Annotated in this window: 12 protein-coding genes and 1 other annotated feature; of the genes, 9 read left to right on the forward strand and 3 right to left on the reverse strand. The window is 45.2% G+C overall.

Annotation, left to right across the window (positions count from 1 at the left end; all coding sequences use genetic code 11):
• Window positions 1-30: 30 nt before the first annotated feature.
• From NQ117_RS13320 to NQ117_RS13330, 3 genes are read left to right on the forward strand one after another with little or no spacing between them, the layout of a single operon-like run.
• Window positions 31-321, forward strand: coding sequence for a thiamine-binding protein (locus tag NQ117_RS13320; protein WP_258278519.1), 291 nt, complete (start codon window positions 31-33; stop codon window positions 319-321).
• Window positions 321-1,094 (forward strand): ABC transporter permease, encoded by a 774-nt coding sequence (locus NQ117_RS13325; RefSeq protein ID WP_258278520.1) that lies wholly within the window; start codon window positions 321-323, stop codon window positions 1,092-1,094. Before NQ117_RS13320 ends, NQ117_RS13325 begins: the two co-directional genes overlap by 1 nt.
• A 9-nt stretch (window positions 1,095-1,103) precedes the next feature.
• A complete protein-coding gene (locus NQ117_RS13330) occupies window positions 1,104-1,943 on the forward strand; it encodes an ABC transporter ATP-binding protein (RefSeq protein WP_375163070.1) in 840 nt (279 codons plus the stop codon).
• Between the two features lie 196 nt (window positions 1,944-2,139).
• On the opposite strand, the gene NQ117_RS13335 is transcribed toward NQ117_RS13330, so the two are convergent.
• Window positions 2,140-2,553: a hypothetical protein gene (locus tag NQ117_RS13335; RefSeq protein WP_258278522.1), complete on the reverse strand. Its 414-nt coding sequence runs from the start codon at window positions 2,551-2,553 to the stop codon at window positions 2,140-2,142.
• A 497-nt stretch (window positions 2,554-3,050) separates the two neighbouring features.
• On the opposite strand from NQ117_RS13335, the gene NQ117_RS13340 reads away from it, so the two are divergent.
• Window positions 3,051-4,586, forward strand: a complete 1,536-nt coding sequence (locus NQ117_RS13340) for an MDR family MFS transporter (protein WP_375163077.1) — start codon at window positions 3,051-3,053, stop codon at window positions 4,584-4,586.
• Between the two features lie 176 nt (window positions 4,587-4,762).
• On the opposite strand, the gene NQ117_RS13345 is transcribed toward NQ117_RS13340, so the two are convergent.
• Window positions 4,763-6,115 carry a Na+/H+ antiporter family protein gene (locus NQ117_RS13345; RefSeq protein WP_258278524.1) on the reverse strand — a complete coding sequence of 451 codons (1,353 nt, stop codon included), beginning with the start codon at window positions 6,113-6,115 and terminating at the stop codon, window positions 4,763-4,765.
• A gap of 321 nt (window positions 6,116-6,436) precedes the next feature.
• Between NQ117_RS13345 and NQ117_RS13350 the strand changes: the two genes are divergently transcribed.
• The 4 genes from NQ117_RS13350 to NQ117_RS13365 all read left to right on the forward strand — a co-directional run bounded on the left by NQ117_RS13350 (window position 6,437) and on the right by NQ117_RS13365 (window position 13,130).
• Complete coding sequence (locus tag NQ117_RS13350) at window positions 6,437-7,702, forward strand: MFS transporter (RefSeq protein WP_258278525.1); 1,266 nt, start codon at window positions 6,437-6,439, stop codon at window positions 7,700-7,702.
• 224 nt (window positions 7,703-7,926) lie between these two features.
• Window positions 7,927-8,254 (forward strand) — a binding site (T-box leader).
• Window positions 8,255-8,386: 132 nt separating this feature from the next.
• Window positions 8,387-9,640 carry a threonine ammonia-lyase IlvA gene (gene ilvA, locus NQ117_RS13355; RefSeq protein WP_258278526.1) on the forward strand — a complete coding sequence of 418 codons (1,254 nt, stop codon included), beginning with the start codon at window positions 8,387-8,389 and terminating at the stop codon, window positions 9,638-9,640.
• A gap of 92 nt (window positions 9,641-9,732) precedes the next feature.
• Complete coding sequence (locus NQ117_RS13360; protein ID WP_258278527.1) at window positions 9,733-11,403, forward strand: glutamine--tRNA ligase/YqeY domain fusion protein; 1,671 nt, start codon at window positions 9,733-9,735, stop codon at window positions 11,401-11,403.
• 260 nt (window positions 11,404-11,663) lie between these two features.
• Window positions 11,664-13,130: a VanW family protein gene (locus NQ117_RS13365; protein ID WP_258278528.1), complete on the forward strand. Its 1,467-nt coding sequence runs from the start codon at window positions 11,664-11,666 to the stop codon at window positions 13,128-13,130.
• 156 nt (window positions 13,131-13,286) lie between these two features.
• Here NQ117_RS13365 and NQ117_RS13370 read toward each other — a convergent pair whose 3' ends face one another.
• Window positions 13,287-14,168, reverse strand: coding sequence for a C40 family peptidase (locus NQ117_RS13370; protein WP_258278529.1), 882 nt, complete (start codon window positions 14,166-14,168; stop codon window positions 13,287-13,289).
• A 461-nt stretch (window positions 14,169-14,629) separates the two neighbouring features.
• Between NQ117_RS13370 and NQ117_RS13375 the strand changes: the two genes are divergently transcribed.
• On the forward strand, window positions 14,630-16,528 hold the full coding sequence (locus NQ117_RS13375) for a sensor histidine kinase (protein WP_258278530.1): 1,899 nt from the start codon (window positions 14,630-14,632) through the stop codon (window positions 16,526-16,528).
• Window positions 16,529-16,555: the final 27 nt, after the last annotated feature.

Below are 16,555 nucleotides of genomic sequence, written 5' to 3' on the forward strand. Positions count from 1 at the left end.
CCTACCCTTAATGAGGAAAGGAAGATGAACATGGCAAACAGTTTAGTTAGCGTTCAAATTATTCCGAAGACACCAAATGGTGAAGACGTTATCCCTTATGTAGACCGTGCAATTGCTATTATTGAAGCATCTGGTGTGAACTATCAAGTGAACCCGTTGGAGACGACGATGGAAGGCGAACTTTCGACTTTGCTGCGCGTGATTGAGCAGATGAGCGAAGCAATGGTGGAGATGGGCTGTGCGAGTGTCATGTCACAAGTGAAAATCGTGTACAATCCGACTGGCATCTCTATGGATAAATTGACGGAGAAGTACCGTTAATGCTGCGTCGTAAATTTGCACAAGTTGGACCGCCCTTCGTGGCGGTTCTTCTGCTCTTACTTGTCTGGCAAACGGCTGTATCGGTATTCGATATTGAAAAATGGATGCTGCCGAGCCCGTACGATATCGTACGAGAGGCGAAAAATAATTGGGAGACGTTATTGGGCCACACGTGGGCGACGCTTAAACTGACACTGGTCGGATTCGGAATTGGATCAGCTGTAGGCTTGCTCGTTGCCATGGTACTGCATCCTATACCAATCGTGAGACGGGCCGTTTATCCTTTAATTATTATTAGTCAAAATGTACCGACAATTGCGCTGCTGCCACTGCTTATGATTTGGTTTGGCTTCGGCTTGCTGCCTAAAATCATTGTTATTGCACTTGTTTGCTTCTTCCCGATTACCATTGCAACGATGGACGGATTAGCTCGTACAGATCGGATGATGCTTACTTATATGAAAATGGCTGGAGCGAGCCGGATGCAGTTATTTTGGAAGCTGGAACTGCCTCATGCGCTGCCATCCATGTTCTCCGGATTAAAGATCGCGGCGGCATATAGTGTCATGAGTGCGCTTGTGGCGGAATGGATCGGAACAGACAAAGGGATCGGCCATTATATGCTGCTGCAACAAGCGGCATACCGCACAGATCGGATGTTTGTCGCTATCGTTATCGTTGTACTTCTTGGCGTAATGTTGTTCCAAGTCATCCAATTTATCGAGCGTCGATTGATACATTGGCATGGCCAGCGTTCCGAGGATGAAGAGTAGAGGGAGGCGATGAACATGCCGCATGTAGAACATACAACGTTTAAACAAGAGAGCCAACAAGATGTGCGTGCACAACAACCCGCTGCCAACGACAACACTCCATTAGCGCTGCATCTGGATAAGGTTGATATGTCGTTCAAGGGAGCGAAAGGGCGAGTGCAGGTATTGGATGGTATTTCGCTATCTGTGCATAAGGGTGAGTTTGTATCCTTACTGGGGCCTTCTGGTTCCGGCAAGAGTACGCTTTTTCACTTGATTGGTGGGCTATTAAAGCCAGAAGCGGGTAATATCGCGATTCATGGTAAGTCGGTAGTAGGAGAGACTGGCCATGTAAGCTACATGCCCCAGCAGGCGGCGCTGTTCCCGTGGCGAACGATTGAGGACAATGTCATCCTCGGTCAAGAGATTGCGGGGCGCGGGAAACGGGAGCTGCGGGCTGAGGCGCGCGAATGGCTGCGCAATGTCGGACTTGAAGGCTATGAGCAGGCTTATCCGCACATGCTGTCTGGCGGCATGCAGCAGCGGGCAGCCTTCCTACGTGCGCTGCTTAGCCCGCATGAGCTGATGCTGCTCGATGAGCCTTTCAGCGCCTTGGACGCGCTCACGCGCAGCGACATGCAGCGCTGGCTCGTGGAGCTGTGGGAGCGTCATCGCCGCTCTGTGCTGTTTATTACGCACAGCATCGAAGAGGCGCTGCTGCTGTCTGATGCCATTTATGTATTGAGCGCACGGCCTGCTAGTGTGCTGCAGCGAATCGATGTGCCATTCGCACGTCCTCGTCGTGAGGAACTGCTGAATGATCCAGAATTTTTGCGCTTGAAGCAAGACGTTCAGGCACTGCTTCGGTAGAAATGGATAGGAGTATATCTCATAGCTTAGCGTATTATCTTGTTGCGTATGTGCACATGTACACGATGCTGATTGGTATTTTGTGAATAACGAAAAGAGCGTATTGGGACCATACTTGGGGCTTCCCCCAGCCTGGTTGATCCAATACGCTTTTTTAGATGGATCAAATAGCCGCATGTATCATTTATTTCGTCATCTATCTTCCTGTTACTTCTTTTCGCTTAATGGTGAGTCGTACGACATCCTTCTTATCTGTTTTCGTCATAATAATGACGAAGTCATCGTCCCCTTTGCTGGCATGAAATAATTTGTTCGCCTCAAACTCCTCCAAGCTCCAGTCAAGTGCTTGCAGTTCTTTTAAATAGTAATCTACAAAAGCCTTGTATTCGTATGTAATTAAATAGTTCAGACGGTCGTCCGTAGACTCATCTTCTTTCACTTTTTCAGGGATAGGAATATGCCCCCATTGTGGAAGCGTTACAAAGGTAGGAACGAGGAGCTCCTGTTTAGCACTGCAACCAGTCAGAGCAATGCCTGCAACAACGAGAAGAATGAATAAGCCTCTATATATGAAGCGGTCGCGACCGTATGGATGTGCTGAGTTTAACATGCGTACGTTTCTCCTTTACTACGAAAATGAATGTAATGATTGATGTAATCAGGTAATGGAATGTATCAGTAACGTAACTGAAATCTTATTTAAAGGGCTTCCTTTTGATTTAATGTGATTCGCTGCATTCTATTAGTAAATAAACATGGTTGGGCAAATTTAATCTGTGACGGGAATGCTTACGGAAGGTTGGTGTAAATGAAAAGAGAAGGTTGCTTGAAGGAGTTGGATATATAGGGTTGAACATATTCAATGGTATCACAAACGGTTTCGTTTAACTGACTGGTGGTTCAATAACTATGGTATAGTTGTAGTGTTATAAGAAATGATAACAGAAAATAGAAAAATAATCATGTCGATATTGCATCAACACTGCATACAGGGAAATGTTCGGTGATTGGTGATTAGGGGTCAGTTAAGCTTGGTGAAAAGGTGTGTAATAGATTTATCGGTGCAGAGGGTCAATAAATAAAGGGGGATAGTCGAGAAATATGGTAATGAATCAAAGTCACAATAAGCTCCCATTCGTCGTGGCTGGATTGCTGCTTGGTATATTAATGTCTGCGATGGATAACACAATCGTCGCGTCCGCAATGCCAACGATTCTGGCTGATATCGGCGGTGCAGGTGGCTGGGAGAAGTTTGTCTGGGTAACCTCGGCTTATATTGTTGCTACAATGGCGGGGATGCCGATATTCGGCAAACTATCTGATATGTTTGGCCGCAAACGATTTTACATATTTGGTCTATTGATGTTTTTGTTAGGTAGTATATTGTGCGGAACGGCTAACAGCATCGAGATGTTGGCGGTATACCGTGTTATTCAAGGGATTGGCGGCGGTGCGCTCGTACCGATTGCTTTCACAATTATTTTTGATATATTCCCACCAGAGAAGCGCGGTAAAATGACAGGGCTTTTTGGTGCCGTGTTCGGTACTTCTAGTGTGATGGGTCCACTGCTTGGTGCTTACATTACGGACTTCTGGGGCTGGGAGTGGATCTTCTATATTAATTTACCGCTCGGTATTGTTTCGTTCTGGTTCATTATGCAGTTCTACAAGGAAACTTCACCGACAAAGAAGCAGCAGATCGATTGGGCAGGCGCATTTACGCTTATTATCGCAGTGGTCAGCCTCATGTTCGCGCTTGAGCTTGGCGGTAAAACCTATGCGTGGAACTCTATGCCGATTATTAGTTTGTTCGTAGTATTTGCGATGTTTTTGGCTCTGTTTCTATGGATTGAGACAAGGGCAAAGGAACCGATTATTACGTTCTCGCTGTTTAAACGAAGGCTGTTTGCAACGAGCCAATGCATTGGCTTCTTGTATGGGATGATTTTCGTATTCGCTGTTGTCTATATTCCGATGTTTGTTCAAGGTGTGTATGGAGGGACAGCTACGAATAGCGGCCTCATTTTGACACCGATGATGCTCGGTTCGGTTGTAACGAGTACAGCAGCAGGCATTCTTTTGTCTAGACTTAGATTCCGTTCGCTTATGGTCGTATCGGGTATCTTATTGGCAGCAGGGATTGGTCTGTTAAGTACGTTGTCGCCTGATACTCCTCGCACGTTGATGACGTTGTACATGGTACTGACGGGGATGGGGGTTGGATTCTCATTTTCACTTATCAGTTTGGCCTCCGTTCATGGAATGGACTTTAATCAGCGTGGAACCGCAAATGCAACGCAATCGTTCTTCCGTTCGTTGGGGATGACGCTTGGTATTACGTTATTTGGAGCGGTGCAGTCTGCTTTGTTTAATCGCAGCATTTCACAAGCAATGCCTAGTACAGAGGCGATGCAAGGGATCGATGCTCAAGTATTGTTGGCGGAGGAGACGCGCAAGCAAATTCCGCCTGATGTGTATGAGCAGTTGATTAACAGCTTGGCAGAGTCGATTAGCGGTACGTTCGGATGGATTCTCGTTCCTGTTGTCCTTGCGCTTATCTCGATTGCGCTTATGGGCGGAGAACACATTCAGGCGGAGAAGCCAGAGCGTGACAAGAGAGCTAAGGCATCTAACGTTAGCTAACAAAATCTAACGCAATAATGTAATGTATTAACGCAAATAACGAAGCTGGCTTGCTTATCATGTACAACACTGATAGGTAGATCTAAACATAAAAGTGCTGAGTCCCGAGAAGATTGAATCGTATCTTGGGACTCAGCACTTTTTATTTTGTATAAATGCAATAGTATTCGATTATTCTACAGCACCATTGCGGCAATAAAGCCGAAGATGAGCAGTGGGATATTGTAGTGCAGGAAAGTTGGCACACAGGTATCCCAGATGTGATCGTGCTGTCCATCGGCACTTAAGCCGGCGGTTGGACCGAGCGTACTGTCTGACGCAGGGGAACCCGCATCGCCAAGTGCTGCGGCTGTGCCGATAAGCGAAATCGTAGCCAGCGGGCTAAAGCCCAGCTCCATGCACAGTGGTACAAATACAGTCGCGATCAGCGGGATCGTCGAGAATGACGAGCCGATCCCCATCGTTACAAGCAGGCCGATGAGCAGCATCAGAATGGCTGCAATGGCGCGGTTGTCGCCTACATAAGCGACAGATGTTTCTACTAGCGCGTCGATGTCTCCTGTCGCGCGCAGGACGGCAGCTAAGCCAGCGGCGGACATCATGACGAAGCCGATGTAAGACATCGAGCGCATGCCGTCCGTGAAGACGCGCTCTGCACGTTGACGCGTCATCAGGCGTGCCAACATGAGCACGCCAAGCCCAGCTCCGGCTCCGGCAATCATAGAGCCGGTCGCCAACTGCGTGGCAAGCATCGCGGCAATGGATGCGAGGCCTGCCACCGTGCGACGTCGAGCGCCTGGCAGCTGCGCTGCGCTCGAGTCGCGCTCGTCAACAGCGTCAGTAGGCTGTGCCACCGCTGTTGACGAATAGCTGCGCGGACGGCGGTAGGACACGCCGATCGCGACAAGCAGCCCGGCGACCATGCCCAACGCCGGAATCCACATCGCCTGCGGCAGCAAGCTGGCGTCTACAGCGAGACCGTTCTGCGTCATATTTTTCGCAACAATGTCGTGAAAGATCGCCCCGAATCCGGCTGGAATTAGCATATACGGCATAATTAAGCCGAACGTCAACGCGGATGCAATAGCGCGTCGATCCACGCGCATTTCATTCCAGATAACTAACATCGGTGGAATGAGAATCGGAATAAAGGCGATATGAATCGGTATGACATTTTGCGATAGGCTCGCAATAAAGGCAACGGCGAGCAGCATGAGTACGATGGTTGTCGTACGGCGTGAACTTCCCTGTTGGGTAGAGCGTCCGAGCAGCTTGCGCGCTCCATGCACCAACTGGGAAGGTAGACCTGTCTCGGTTAAGCCTGCAGCGAAAGCGCCAAGTAAAGCGTAACTTACAGCTATCGTGGCGCTATCAGCAAGGCCCGTCGTAAAGGTCTCAATGGTAGTGGCCCAGGATAAGCCTCCTGCAATGCCGCCAACAGCCGCTGCGATCAAGAGTGCGAATACGACTTGGACTCGGAATAAGCTTATAATGAAAAGAACAGCTAGTGATAATAGTACAGCATTCATAGAAAATCACCCGTCTTGTAAGAGTATGAAGGTCATGTATACATAAAATAAAAGATTCAACGACATGGAAATAGAATTGAGATTCGCGTTTGTTTGCTAATACATTACCACTTTACCAAGATGAAGTAAAGGGTGGAATATGATTATAGTTACTTATTATCTCTCCAATCTCCTTTTTTAAGCACAGATAATGCCAAATGCACACACCCATATACGTCTAGAGATGGAGACAGAAACGATGCTATCGATGTATTGATGTTTATTTATGTTATGGGTAAACTTATGTTCTATTGTTATTGGAAATAGAGTGGGGGGACTCAAATGAATCAAGCAGCAGCACCTTCAGCAGCTAGTTTGTTTAGCAATCGCTTCGTGCAGGCGATTATGCTGGCGGGGTTATTTATGCAGTTGGGAATATGGATACGGAACTTTGCTGTTCTGCTATACGTCGTCGAGAAGACGAACAATGACCCGATAGCGTTGTCACTCGTTTCGGTGGTGGAATTTGCGCCTATTTTTATATTTTCTTTCATTGGTGGTGCTTTTGCAGACCGGTGGCGTCCAAAACGAACGATGATTTGGTGTGACGTATTAAGTGCGATCTCTGTTTTTGTTGTATTGTTTACGATCATAAACGGCTCATGGGAAGCTGTATTTTTCACAACCTTTGTATCAGCGATTCTTTCACAGTTCTCGCAACCTTCATCCATGAAGCTGTTCAAGCTGCACGTACCTGAGCAGCTATTGCAAGCAGGAATGTCCATCTTTCAGACCATGGTTGCTCTGTTTATGGTTGCTGGGCCTGCTATTGGTACCATTATATATGAACAATATGGCATTCAAACTTCATTAATTATTACCGGTTTCTTGTTTTTACTTTCAGCGGTGGCGCTGTTATTTCTGCCAGCTGATCGTGAGGAAGAAAAGAAGGAAGCGAATACGTCCCTGCGTTATGAATTGATGGAAGGGGCTCGTTATGTATGGAATAGCTCCATTCTTAAACCTTTAATGGCTTGCTTTGCGATGGCTGGTTTGGCGATTGGTCTAATTCAACCCTTAGGTATCCTAGTCGTTACAGAGCAGTTGGGGCTTCCAAAAGGGCACTTGCAATATTTATTGATGGTCAATGGCGGTGCGATGCTAATCGGTGGAGCATTAGCAATGATGATGTCTAAGCGCCTTCAGCCGCAGCATATGCTTGCAATCGGCATGGCGGTCAGCTCGATTGTGTTAGTTGTTATCGGTGTATCTCATCTGTGGTGGCTGACCTTAACTGCGCAGTTCTTAAGTGGACTTTTTCTTCCTGCAATCCAGATCGGTATCAATACGTTGATTCTTAAAAATACAGAGTCCAGTTTTATAGGCCGAGTCAACGGTATTTTAAGTCCGATGTTTATGGGAGCGATGGTTATTACGATGTCGCTGGCGGGTGTAGCAAAGAGTGTGCTGCCATTGTCTGCTATGTACGCCATTTCATCTGTGCTATTTATTATCGGTATCTTGTCTATTATTTCTATTCTACGTATGCGAGCGCCAGTGCAAGTAGAGGAGCTGGCAGGGAAGGCTGCCATCGCAAATACAAAGTAATAAGTAATCGGCATTTGTGATGGCATTCTGCTGTGTGCTTATGAGTAATGTCTACTCTAGGAAGACAAATTTCCACAAGGAACGATTGACTTTTTAGCGCCAGCGAGCACATAATAGGGATTAATAACTTGAGTAAAACAGGAATGAATTACCTTTATAGTTGCATGTACTATCGGTTGTCCATGATAACCCAACATCCCGCAGTGATGAACTGCGCTGGAGATTCAATATGGTTGAAGAGACTAGGTGTGTCAGCGGGAAGTCTACAGAGAGCCGACGGTTGGTGTAAGTCGGTGACGGAAGCAGATACATATCCTCTCTGACATGCTGCGCTGAATGAGTCGTACCTGTATAAGGAAGACAGTAAGTGCAGACGGCAAATCCCACGTTATCGGGATAGCGCTAATGCGCAACGGAGTGTCGCAGATCGGAACGGCAGCTTCATCTCATGGAACCTAGAATATCTGGCTATGCTGGAACGCTAGATTCCTTATGTTGAAGTTGGAGATGTGCGGAACAAGGGTGGTACCACGAGATCAGCTCGTCCCTTTTTAGGGGCGAGTTTTTTTGTACTCTTTTATATAGATAATGTACGTATTTTATGCAGCAAAGGCAAAGAACTAGGCATTTCAAAATGTGATGGCAGGCATACACAGATATAGGATGGAGAAGGAGAGACAGAAGATGACGACTACGACTGGAATGATGGAACATATCGTACGTGCCCATCACGTATTAAAAGAAGTAATTGTACGGACTCCGCTTCAGCGGGATTCGATATTGTCCGCTCGATATGATTGCAATGTGTATTTAAAGCGTGAAGATTTACAGATTGTACGTTCATTTAAAATTCGTGGAGCCTATAATAAAATTCGCCATCTCTCCCAAAATGAGCTGGATCGAGGCATCGTATGTGCTAGTGCGGGCAATCACGCGCAGGGAGTAGCATACTCCTGTCAAGCCCTACAGATTCAAGGAACGATTGTTATGCCAAGTACGACACCTAGTCAAAAAGTCAGCCAAGTAAAGCGATTCGGTGGCTCCTATGTTACCGTTGTCCTAACTGGAGATACGTATGATGACGCCTACGAAAATGCAATGAGCATTTGCAATGAACAGGGAATGACATTTATTCATCCATTCGATGACACCCATATTGTGGCGGGCAATGGTACCGTCGGTATGGAAATTATGGAGTCATTAGATGTTCCTGCTGACCTCGTGTTCGTTACAATCGGCGGTGGAGGTTTAGCAGCAGGTGTCGGTACCTATGTGAAAATGATAAGCCCAAATACAAAGGTCGTTGGTGTTGAACCGAAGGGTGCTGCCTCAATGACAGCATCGCTTGCAGAGAAGCAAGTCGTTACCTTGGATCAGATCGACAAGTTCGTCGATGGTGCAGCCGTGAAACGAGTTGGACAACTGAACTACGATATCTGTGAAAATGTATTGGATGATGTCATTCATGTTCCTGAGGGTAAAGTATGTACAACGATACTGAAGCTGTATAACGAGAGCGCTATCGTCGTTGAACCAGCGGGTGCACTGTCGATTGCGGCGCTTGATCTGTATAAGGATCAAATTAAAGGTAAAAATGTCGTCTGTGTCATTAGCGGCGGCAATAATGATATAGATCGTATGCAAGAGATTAAAGAGCGTTCACTTATTTATGAAGGATTGAAGCATTACTTCACGATTAACTTTCCGCAGCGTGCAGGTGCACTTCGTGAATTTTTGCAACATGTATTAGGTCCAGATGATGATATTACACGTTTTGAGTATCATAAGAAGCATAATAAAGATAATGGAGCAGCCGTTGTGGGCATTGAATTGAAGCATGCCGATGATTATACATTGCTGATTGATCGGATGAATAAGAAGGGGCTCGATTACGTTGAGCTGAACAAAAATCCGCTTCTGTTTGATTTGCTCGTATAAAAGGTTGATCGTTATCCCCCTCAGAGTTGAACTGAGGGGGGTTTGACGTTATATTTATGTAACAAAGGTTTATTAGACAGAGAGGTTGATTTATGGTGGAAACTCCGAGCGCATCGAATTTTATACGCAATATTATCGTAAATGATTTGAAGGAAGGCAACGTGGACGGCATCGTTACTCGCTTCCCGCCTGAACCGAACGGCTATTTGCATATCGGCCACGCGAAGTCGATCTGCTTGAACTTTGAACTAGCGAAAGAGTTCAAGGGCCGTGTGCATTTACGCTTCGACGATACGAATCCATTGAAGGAAGATACAGAATATGTAGAGTCCATCAAGGAAGATGTAAAGTGGCTCGGGTTTGACTGGGACGGACTATTCTTCGCTTCTGATTACTTCGAAGAAATGTATGCACGTGCGGTTCTTCTTATTAAAAAGGGAAAAGCATTCGTATGTGATTTGAATGCGGATGAAATGCGTGAAATGCGTGGTACATTGACGCAGCCAGGTAAGAACAGTCCATATCGTGACCGTTCAGTAGAAGAAAATCTTGATCTGTTCCAACGTATGCGTAACGGCGAGTTCGGCAATGGTGAAAAGGTGCTCCGTGCGAAGATTGATATGGCTTCACCGAATATCAACTTCCGTGATCCTGTTATTTATCGAATTGCACATGCAACGCACCACAATACAGGTGATGCTTGGTGCATCTATCCGATGTATGCATTCGCTCATCCATTGGAAGACGCAATCGAAAGCGTAACGCATTCGATCTGTACACTGGAGTTTGAAGATCAACGTCCATTCTATGACTGGGTTGTTGCAGAAACAGAAATGGTGAGCACACCGCATCAATATGAATTCGCTCGCTTGAACATCACGAATACCGTCATGAGTAAGCGTAAGTTGAAGCAGCTCGTTGATGAGGGTGTTGTTGACGGTTGGGACGATCCGCGCATGCCTACGATTTCCGGCTTGCGTCGCCGTGGCTTCACACCAGAATCCATTCGCAATTTCTGCCGCGAGATCGGTGTAACGAAGTCTGACAGCACGGTTGATTCCAAGTATTTGGATCACTTTATCCGTGAGGACTTGAAGCTAAAAGCTCCTCGTACGATGGGTGTTTTGAAACCGTTGAAAGTTGTTATTACAAACTATCCAGAAGGCCAAGTGGAGTGGTTGGATGCTGAAGTAAATCCTGAAGTTCCTGAAATGGGTATGCGTCAAATTCCGTTCTCACGTGAAATTTACATTGAGCAAGATGATTTCATGGAGAACCCACCAGCGAAATATTTCCGCTTGTTCCCTGGTAATGAAGTGCGTCTAAAGCATGCTTACTTCATTAAGTGCAACGACTTTATTAAAGACGAGAACGGCAACGTAACAGAAATCCACTGTACGTATGATGTAGAAACGAAGTCAGGCAGCGGATTTACTGGCCGTAAAGTAAAAGGAACGATTCATTGGGTTGAAGCGACGCATGCTGTACCAGCGGAGTTCCGTTTGTATGAGCCGCTTATTCTTGATGAAACTGAGGAAGAAGCTACTGAAGAGACAACATTCCTTGATCGCATCAACCCGAATTCGATGGTTGTTGACCAAGGTTTCATAGAGCCGAATTTGAAGGATATTCAGCCGCATGATAAGTTGCAATTTTTCCGTCACGGCTACTTCAATGCTGATTCGAAGTATACGAAGGACGGTAAGATCGTATTTAACTTAATCGTATCGTTGAAGAGTTCCTTCCAATTGCCGAAGAACTAAATATCATTTTTGCTGAAGAGCCTTTTCTTCCTGCCTTTTGGTGGAGGAAAAGGCTTTTTTTATATGTTGGAGCCCATACAGTATTCCTTGCCTTTTTGGTACTTTTCAGCAAAAGGTTCATAATTACGACGACTTCTGTATACTTTTAGGGGGAAGGAAGGCACGATAAGAGAAGGAAAATATCAAAACGTAAACACGTTGTAACCCTTCTGAATGGATATTCCGTTATAGTGGTAAGCGCAAAGGAGGATTGAGACTTCATGAACGAGCATAAAGAACCGTTGGACAGGGATTCTCAGAAACAGCATGAACCTGTAAATTCAACCCAACCTTCATCCTCTTGGTACAGCCGCTTCTTTGGTTGGGTCAAATCCCATAAACGAAAGATTGTTGCTGCGTTTGGCATGATTTCGATTTTAATCATTGGCTTAGGAACTTACCTTGCGATGCATCTGGACGAAGCTCCGCTTCCGCATGGATATCGCGTGATGGGCATAGATGCAGGAGGATTGCAGCCTGCTGAAGTATTGGCGAAGATGAACGAACAAATTGCTGCGTTTGAAGGAATGACCGTGCAATTTGTTCCAGATCGTACAGATAATAGACTGGATCCTTTAATGGAACAGACGTTTACATTAAAAGAGCTTGGCTTTACGTTCGCAAACGAAGAAGCCACTAAACAGCTGCAGCAATGGGAAGAAGGTAACATCGCACACAAATGGAAGCTAGGTCGTGAATTAGCAGAGGAAAGCTTGGATATCGAGACTAGTCTTCATGTGAATCAAATGACGAGCGCTGTTCGTAAATCGTTCGGGACTACGATTGATCGCAAACCGAAAAATGCGCAAGCCCAATACATAACACCTTTTAAAGTTACATATGAACAAGAAGTAGATGGTTGGGAATTGGATGAAGATAAGCTGGAACAGTCACTAATACAGCTTGTTAGCAAATTGAAATCACATCCCGATGTCAAACAGCCGGTGACTGTGCGGATGCCGCTTGTCACGATACCAGCGGATTTGACAGTCAAAACATTGAAGAAGCGCAAGCCCAATGCACTGCTTGGCGAATACACAACGTTGATTGCGGATCGTGGTGACGGCCATGCTCACAACGTACGTGCAAGTGCCAAAGCATTGAATGGCGTCGTTGTTAGTCCAAATCAGCAAATTCGTTACAGCGACATTGTAAAGGAGACAGAGGAGCAATACGGACTTCAAATCGCTCCTGTAATCGAGAATGGCCGCATGGTAGATGGGATCGGCGGGGGGATATGCCAAACGTCTACGACGATGTATAATGCAGCTTTGTTTGCGGGTATGGGGATAGTGGAACGCAACTCGCATTCGCTGCCTGTTCCGTATGTGCCGCTCGGAAGGGATGCTACGTATTCAACAGGTGGCCCCGATCTCGTGTTGTCTAATGAAACAGGCGGTGATATCGTCTGGACGACGCAAGTAAATGGCAATCGCTTAAAGGTACAAGTGTACGGTCAACAGCTCCCTGGTATTACCTATGATGTTATTACCGAACAGCGTAATAGCCCTGTCCTAAAGATAAGTAATCAAATTACGGAAAAGATAGCGCCAGAAAAGTCGAGAATTATCGTTGATTCTTATCGCTTGAAGAAGCGGAATGGCGTCGTTGTTAATAAAGAGAGGCTGCCGCAATCTAGCTATAAGCTGCACCAAGAAGAAATTGTAGAAGAAAAAGAACGTTATTAATTTGGCTTGGGTCTACTACTTGCTAGTCGCTTGGAACGCAGGTTATAGAAATTGAAAAGCGTATCATAAAAAAAGGGTTGCCCAGTCAACGAGTGTGACATGTGGGCAACCCTTATCATTTTGGACATTCAGATAAAAATAGCTTCTTATTAAATTTTATAGAACGCGCTTCGCCCCAACATAAGTCTGTTTAGACCAGCTGGAACCAAGGCTGGAAACCGTTACACTTTTCGCTTTACCAGAGGAAGCGTGAATGTATTGGTTATCTCCAACATAAATGCCTACATGCGTGATACGTGAACCGCTCGAAGAGAAGAATACAAGATCTCCTTTTTGAGGGGCCTTAACTGCTGTACCTGCATTTTTGTAAATATCATGTGCGGTACGTGGAAGATCCACATTATGTTTACCAAATACGTAATTCAAGAAGCCGGAGCAGTCAAATCCTGATGGAGTTGTTCCACCCCATACGTATGGTACGCCCATGTAGCTGTAAGCTGTATTAATGACAGCATCTGCTTTATTCAAGTCTTGCTTGCTGGATTGGATGGAAACTTCCTTCTTGTTGCGATCTACAGATGGAAGTGTTTTTAAATATTTCGCATCCCACGTGAACTTTACACCCATTTCATCAACGAAGAAGCGCAATGGAATATAAGTTGTATTTTTATACATCCAAGGCTTATCCGACATCTTGACCGATTTTCCGTTTACTTTCACTGTAGCGGAATCTGTGCGGAATTCAATTGTCGTATCAGCGCTTTTGACGATAATTTTCATATGATTGCTGTTAATGTCAGATGTGGACATCGTCCATCCCATTTTGTTCACGAAATCGCGAAGCGGGACGTACATTGTCTCTCCATCTTCCAACACAGGTACTGTATTAGTAAAGGTAAGTTGTTGACCATTAATTGTAATTGAAGCTTTTTTGTCTCCGTCATAGGCGTAAGCTTTCGTTCCGAGCGCGCCATCCGTAAAGAGCATGCATCCGAAGACCGCTCCCGCTAGGAGAACTGTCTTAATTGCCGTTTTCAAATCATCGCCTCCTGTAAGTAACTAAATAAGTATTTTGAATTTCATATCAAGTTGTCGTAACTTGTAAGACCGATATCACTAATAAGTGAATGTATGTAAGCAGTATCAGTTATGACAGTTTCTTAATACATGGATTATTGTCTTACAAAATTGTAACCATGTCAAACAGTAAACCATATATAGGCTTCACCCACATTCTGGATAAAGCCTGTAATGCCCGCTATATTGGGGGATTAAGGGGGAAAGGTAAAGATTACAAAAAGGTAATAAAAAGGTTTCGGACAAGGTTTTTACGTGTTTATTTAGCGAATCGTATGGTATTCCTTATTTGTTATATACATATATATCATTTATATTAATACTAGAAAGACAGGCGCTAGCTATAATCGTATGCGCTTACATTTGATAAAGAGTAATGCCACTTATCGTATCGAGTGTACGGGGAAAAGAGGCTTTGTTTGATGCTTAAAAGAATCTATCAGACTCATTTTAAACGCAGGCTATTTAATAAATTAATTGTTGTATACTCTTGTATCGCTCTTATATCGTTAGTAACCTTGTCTCTTTTTACCTATCAGTTCTTTGTTCGAAAAGATATGAGCTCGATGCTGCTAGAACAGCAGCGCTCGGTTGATGCGATGAATCGCTATTTTGACCAGAAGTACGAAACATCGCAGCTGCTTCTACAGCAGCTTTATCAAGACAACGTTCTTATTAGAGATACGGTATACTTTTTGGAAAATGGCTATGAGTCTTACTTGCGGTATCGATTGGATACGTACAGCGAGAGCAATAGCTTCTTTGTGCGGGACTTTCACACGTTCTATGCGAATCAATTTTGGAAAGATTCCGATCTGAAAAATATTGTCCTAGTAAGCCCAAGACAAGGCTTTGCTTTTATGTATAGCGATAACGGCGTTTTCCGTAAAGTGTACCCGTGGGAAGTGACTCCCGATCCTCAATTTCTCCGGGATCGTTATCCACAGCAGGGCAATGAATCAAAGATCTCGGATGTAGATGAAGCGCAGGATGCAGCGATGGATATCGATAACTCAACTCCATCTCAACACAGTGAAGAGGCAAAGGAACAGGTTCCATTAGAGACAGACAAAGAGCCATCAGCGCTTCCTTATTTTACGGTAACCAATCGGATTAACAATCCAGATACGCTAACGACATCTGGTGAGATTATGATCGATTTCGGCATCGATGGCATTCGCCACAGGATGGTGGATGCTCAGCAGCTTGATTCCGTTATCGTATTGAATGAGCAGGATCAGGTCATTTATTTCAATAACAAAGAAATGGCGTCCGCTTATGAAAGTAATCGAGCTGAGCTGTTGGCAATGAAGCGCAACCAACCATTGAAGCTGAATTTGGATGGCATCGGTGAAGCGTATGTGACGTTATCGCAAACGAATAAATTGGGGATGACGGTCATTTCCATGCTTCCATCGCATGAAGTGACAGATCGGTTGGCAGGTGTACGAACAACGATCGGTGTAGTGACGGTGCTGTGCGTTATTCTCGTCGTTGTAATCGCTTACGTCACAGTCATTCGTATTTCGAGACGTACGCAAGTGATCGTGAAAGCGATGAAGCAAGTACCAGCAGGCAAGTTGGACACACGCATCAACTTCCAGCAGGAAGATGAGCTATCTGATATTGCGCATAGTTTCAATCATATGGTGAACGACTTATCGGATTACATTAATCGTGTCTATAAGTCGGAGTTAAAGCAGAAGCATGCCGAGCTCGTGGCCTTGCAATCACAGATTAAGCCTCATTTCTTATACAACACGCTTGAAGTAATCCGTATGCGTGCTGTAGCAAAAGGCGCGCATGATGTGGGCGATATGATTTATAACTTGGCTTCCATCTTCCGACATATGGTTAAGGATAAGACGCATATTACCCTCCAAGAAGAAATCGAGAACTGCAAACGCTACTTGGAGTTGACACGTATTCGCTACCGAGACAAGTTGCAATACACGATTGATATGGATGTTGGTATTGGTGGTTATCAGGTTATGAAGCTATCCGTACAGCCAATGATTGAGAACTATCTTGTCCATGGCTTGGGCTTGGAGCGGACAGACAATCATATTTGGATTCATGCGCTGCGCGAGGAAGACGAACTTATCATTCGCATTCGTGACAATGGTTCGGGTATTCTACCTGAGCGCTTGCAGCAGCTGCAAGAAGAATTGAACAGCGATGATTTGCAGGATCATGGCTCTCTAGGCATTAAAAATGTTCATAACCGCCTTCGAATTCTGTATGGTGATCGGGCTGGTATAGAGCTCGACAGCATTTATCAAGAAGGAACAACCGTAACAATACGCATTCCAATAGGCTAGTGACTCACGCATCTGAAGTGGAGGGAT

The organism is Paenibacillus sp. SC116, from assembly GCF_024733555.1.
Lineage (GTDB): Bacteria > Bacillota > Bacilli > Paenibacillales > Paenibacillaceae > Paenibacillus_B.

What these genes read in the sequence shown, in the direction of transcription:
- NQ117_RS13340 (WP_375163077.1), top strand. Translation starts at nt 3,051, where the DNA reads ATGAATCAAAGTCACAATAAGCTCCCATTCGTCGTGGCTGGATTGCTG.
- NQ117_RS13335 (WP_258278522.1), bottom strand. Translation starts at nt 2,553, where the DNA reads ATGTTAAACTCAGCACATCCATACGGTCGCGACCGCTTCATATATAGA.
- NQ117_RS13330 (WP_375163070.1), top strand. Translation starts at nt 1,104, where the DNA reads ATGAACATGCCGCATGTAGAACATACAACGTTTAAACAAGAGAGCCAA.
- NQ117_RS13360 (WP_258278527.1), top strand. Translation starts at nt 9,733, where the DNA reads ATGGTGGAAACTCCGAGCGCATCGAATTTTATACGCAATATTATCGTA.
- NQ117_RS13325 (WP_258278520.1), top strand. Translation starts at nt 321, where the DNA reads ATGCTGCGTCGTAAATTTGCACAAGTTGGACCGCCCTTCGTGGCGGTT.
- NQ117_RS13350 (WP_258278525.1), top strand. Translation starts at nt 6,437, where the DNA reads ATGAATCAAGCAGCAGCACCTTCAGCAGCTAGTTTGTTTAGCAATCGC.
- NQ117_RS13345 (WP_258278524.1), bottom strand. Translation starts at nt 6,115, where the DNA reads ATGAATGCTGTACTATTATCACTAGCTGTTCTTTTCATTATAAGCTTA.
- NQ117_RS13365 (WP_258278528.1), top strand. Translation starts at nt 11,664, where the DNA reads ATGAACGAGCATAAAGAACCGTTGGACAGGGATTCTCAGAAACAGCAT.
- NQ117_RS13375 (WP_258278530.1), top strand. Translation starts at nt 14,630, where the DNA reads ATGCTTAAAAGAATCTATCAGACTCATTTTAAACGCAGGCTATTTAAT.
- NQ117_RS13320 (WP_258278519.1), top strand. Translation starts at nt 31, where the DNA reads ATGGCAAACAGTTTAGTTAGCGTTCAAATTATTCCGAAGACACCAAAT.
- ilvA (WP_258278526.1), top strand. Translation starts at nt 8,387, where the DNA reads ATGACGACTACGACTGGAATGATGGAACATATCGTACGTGCCCATCAC.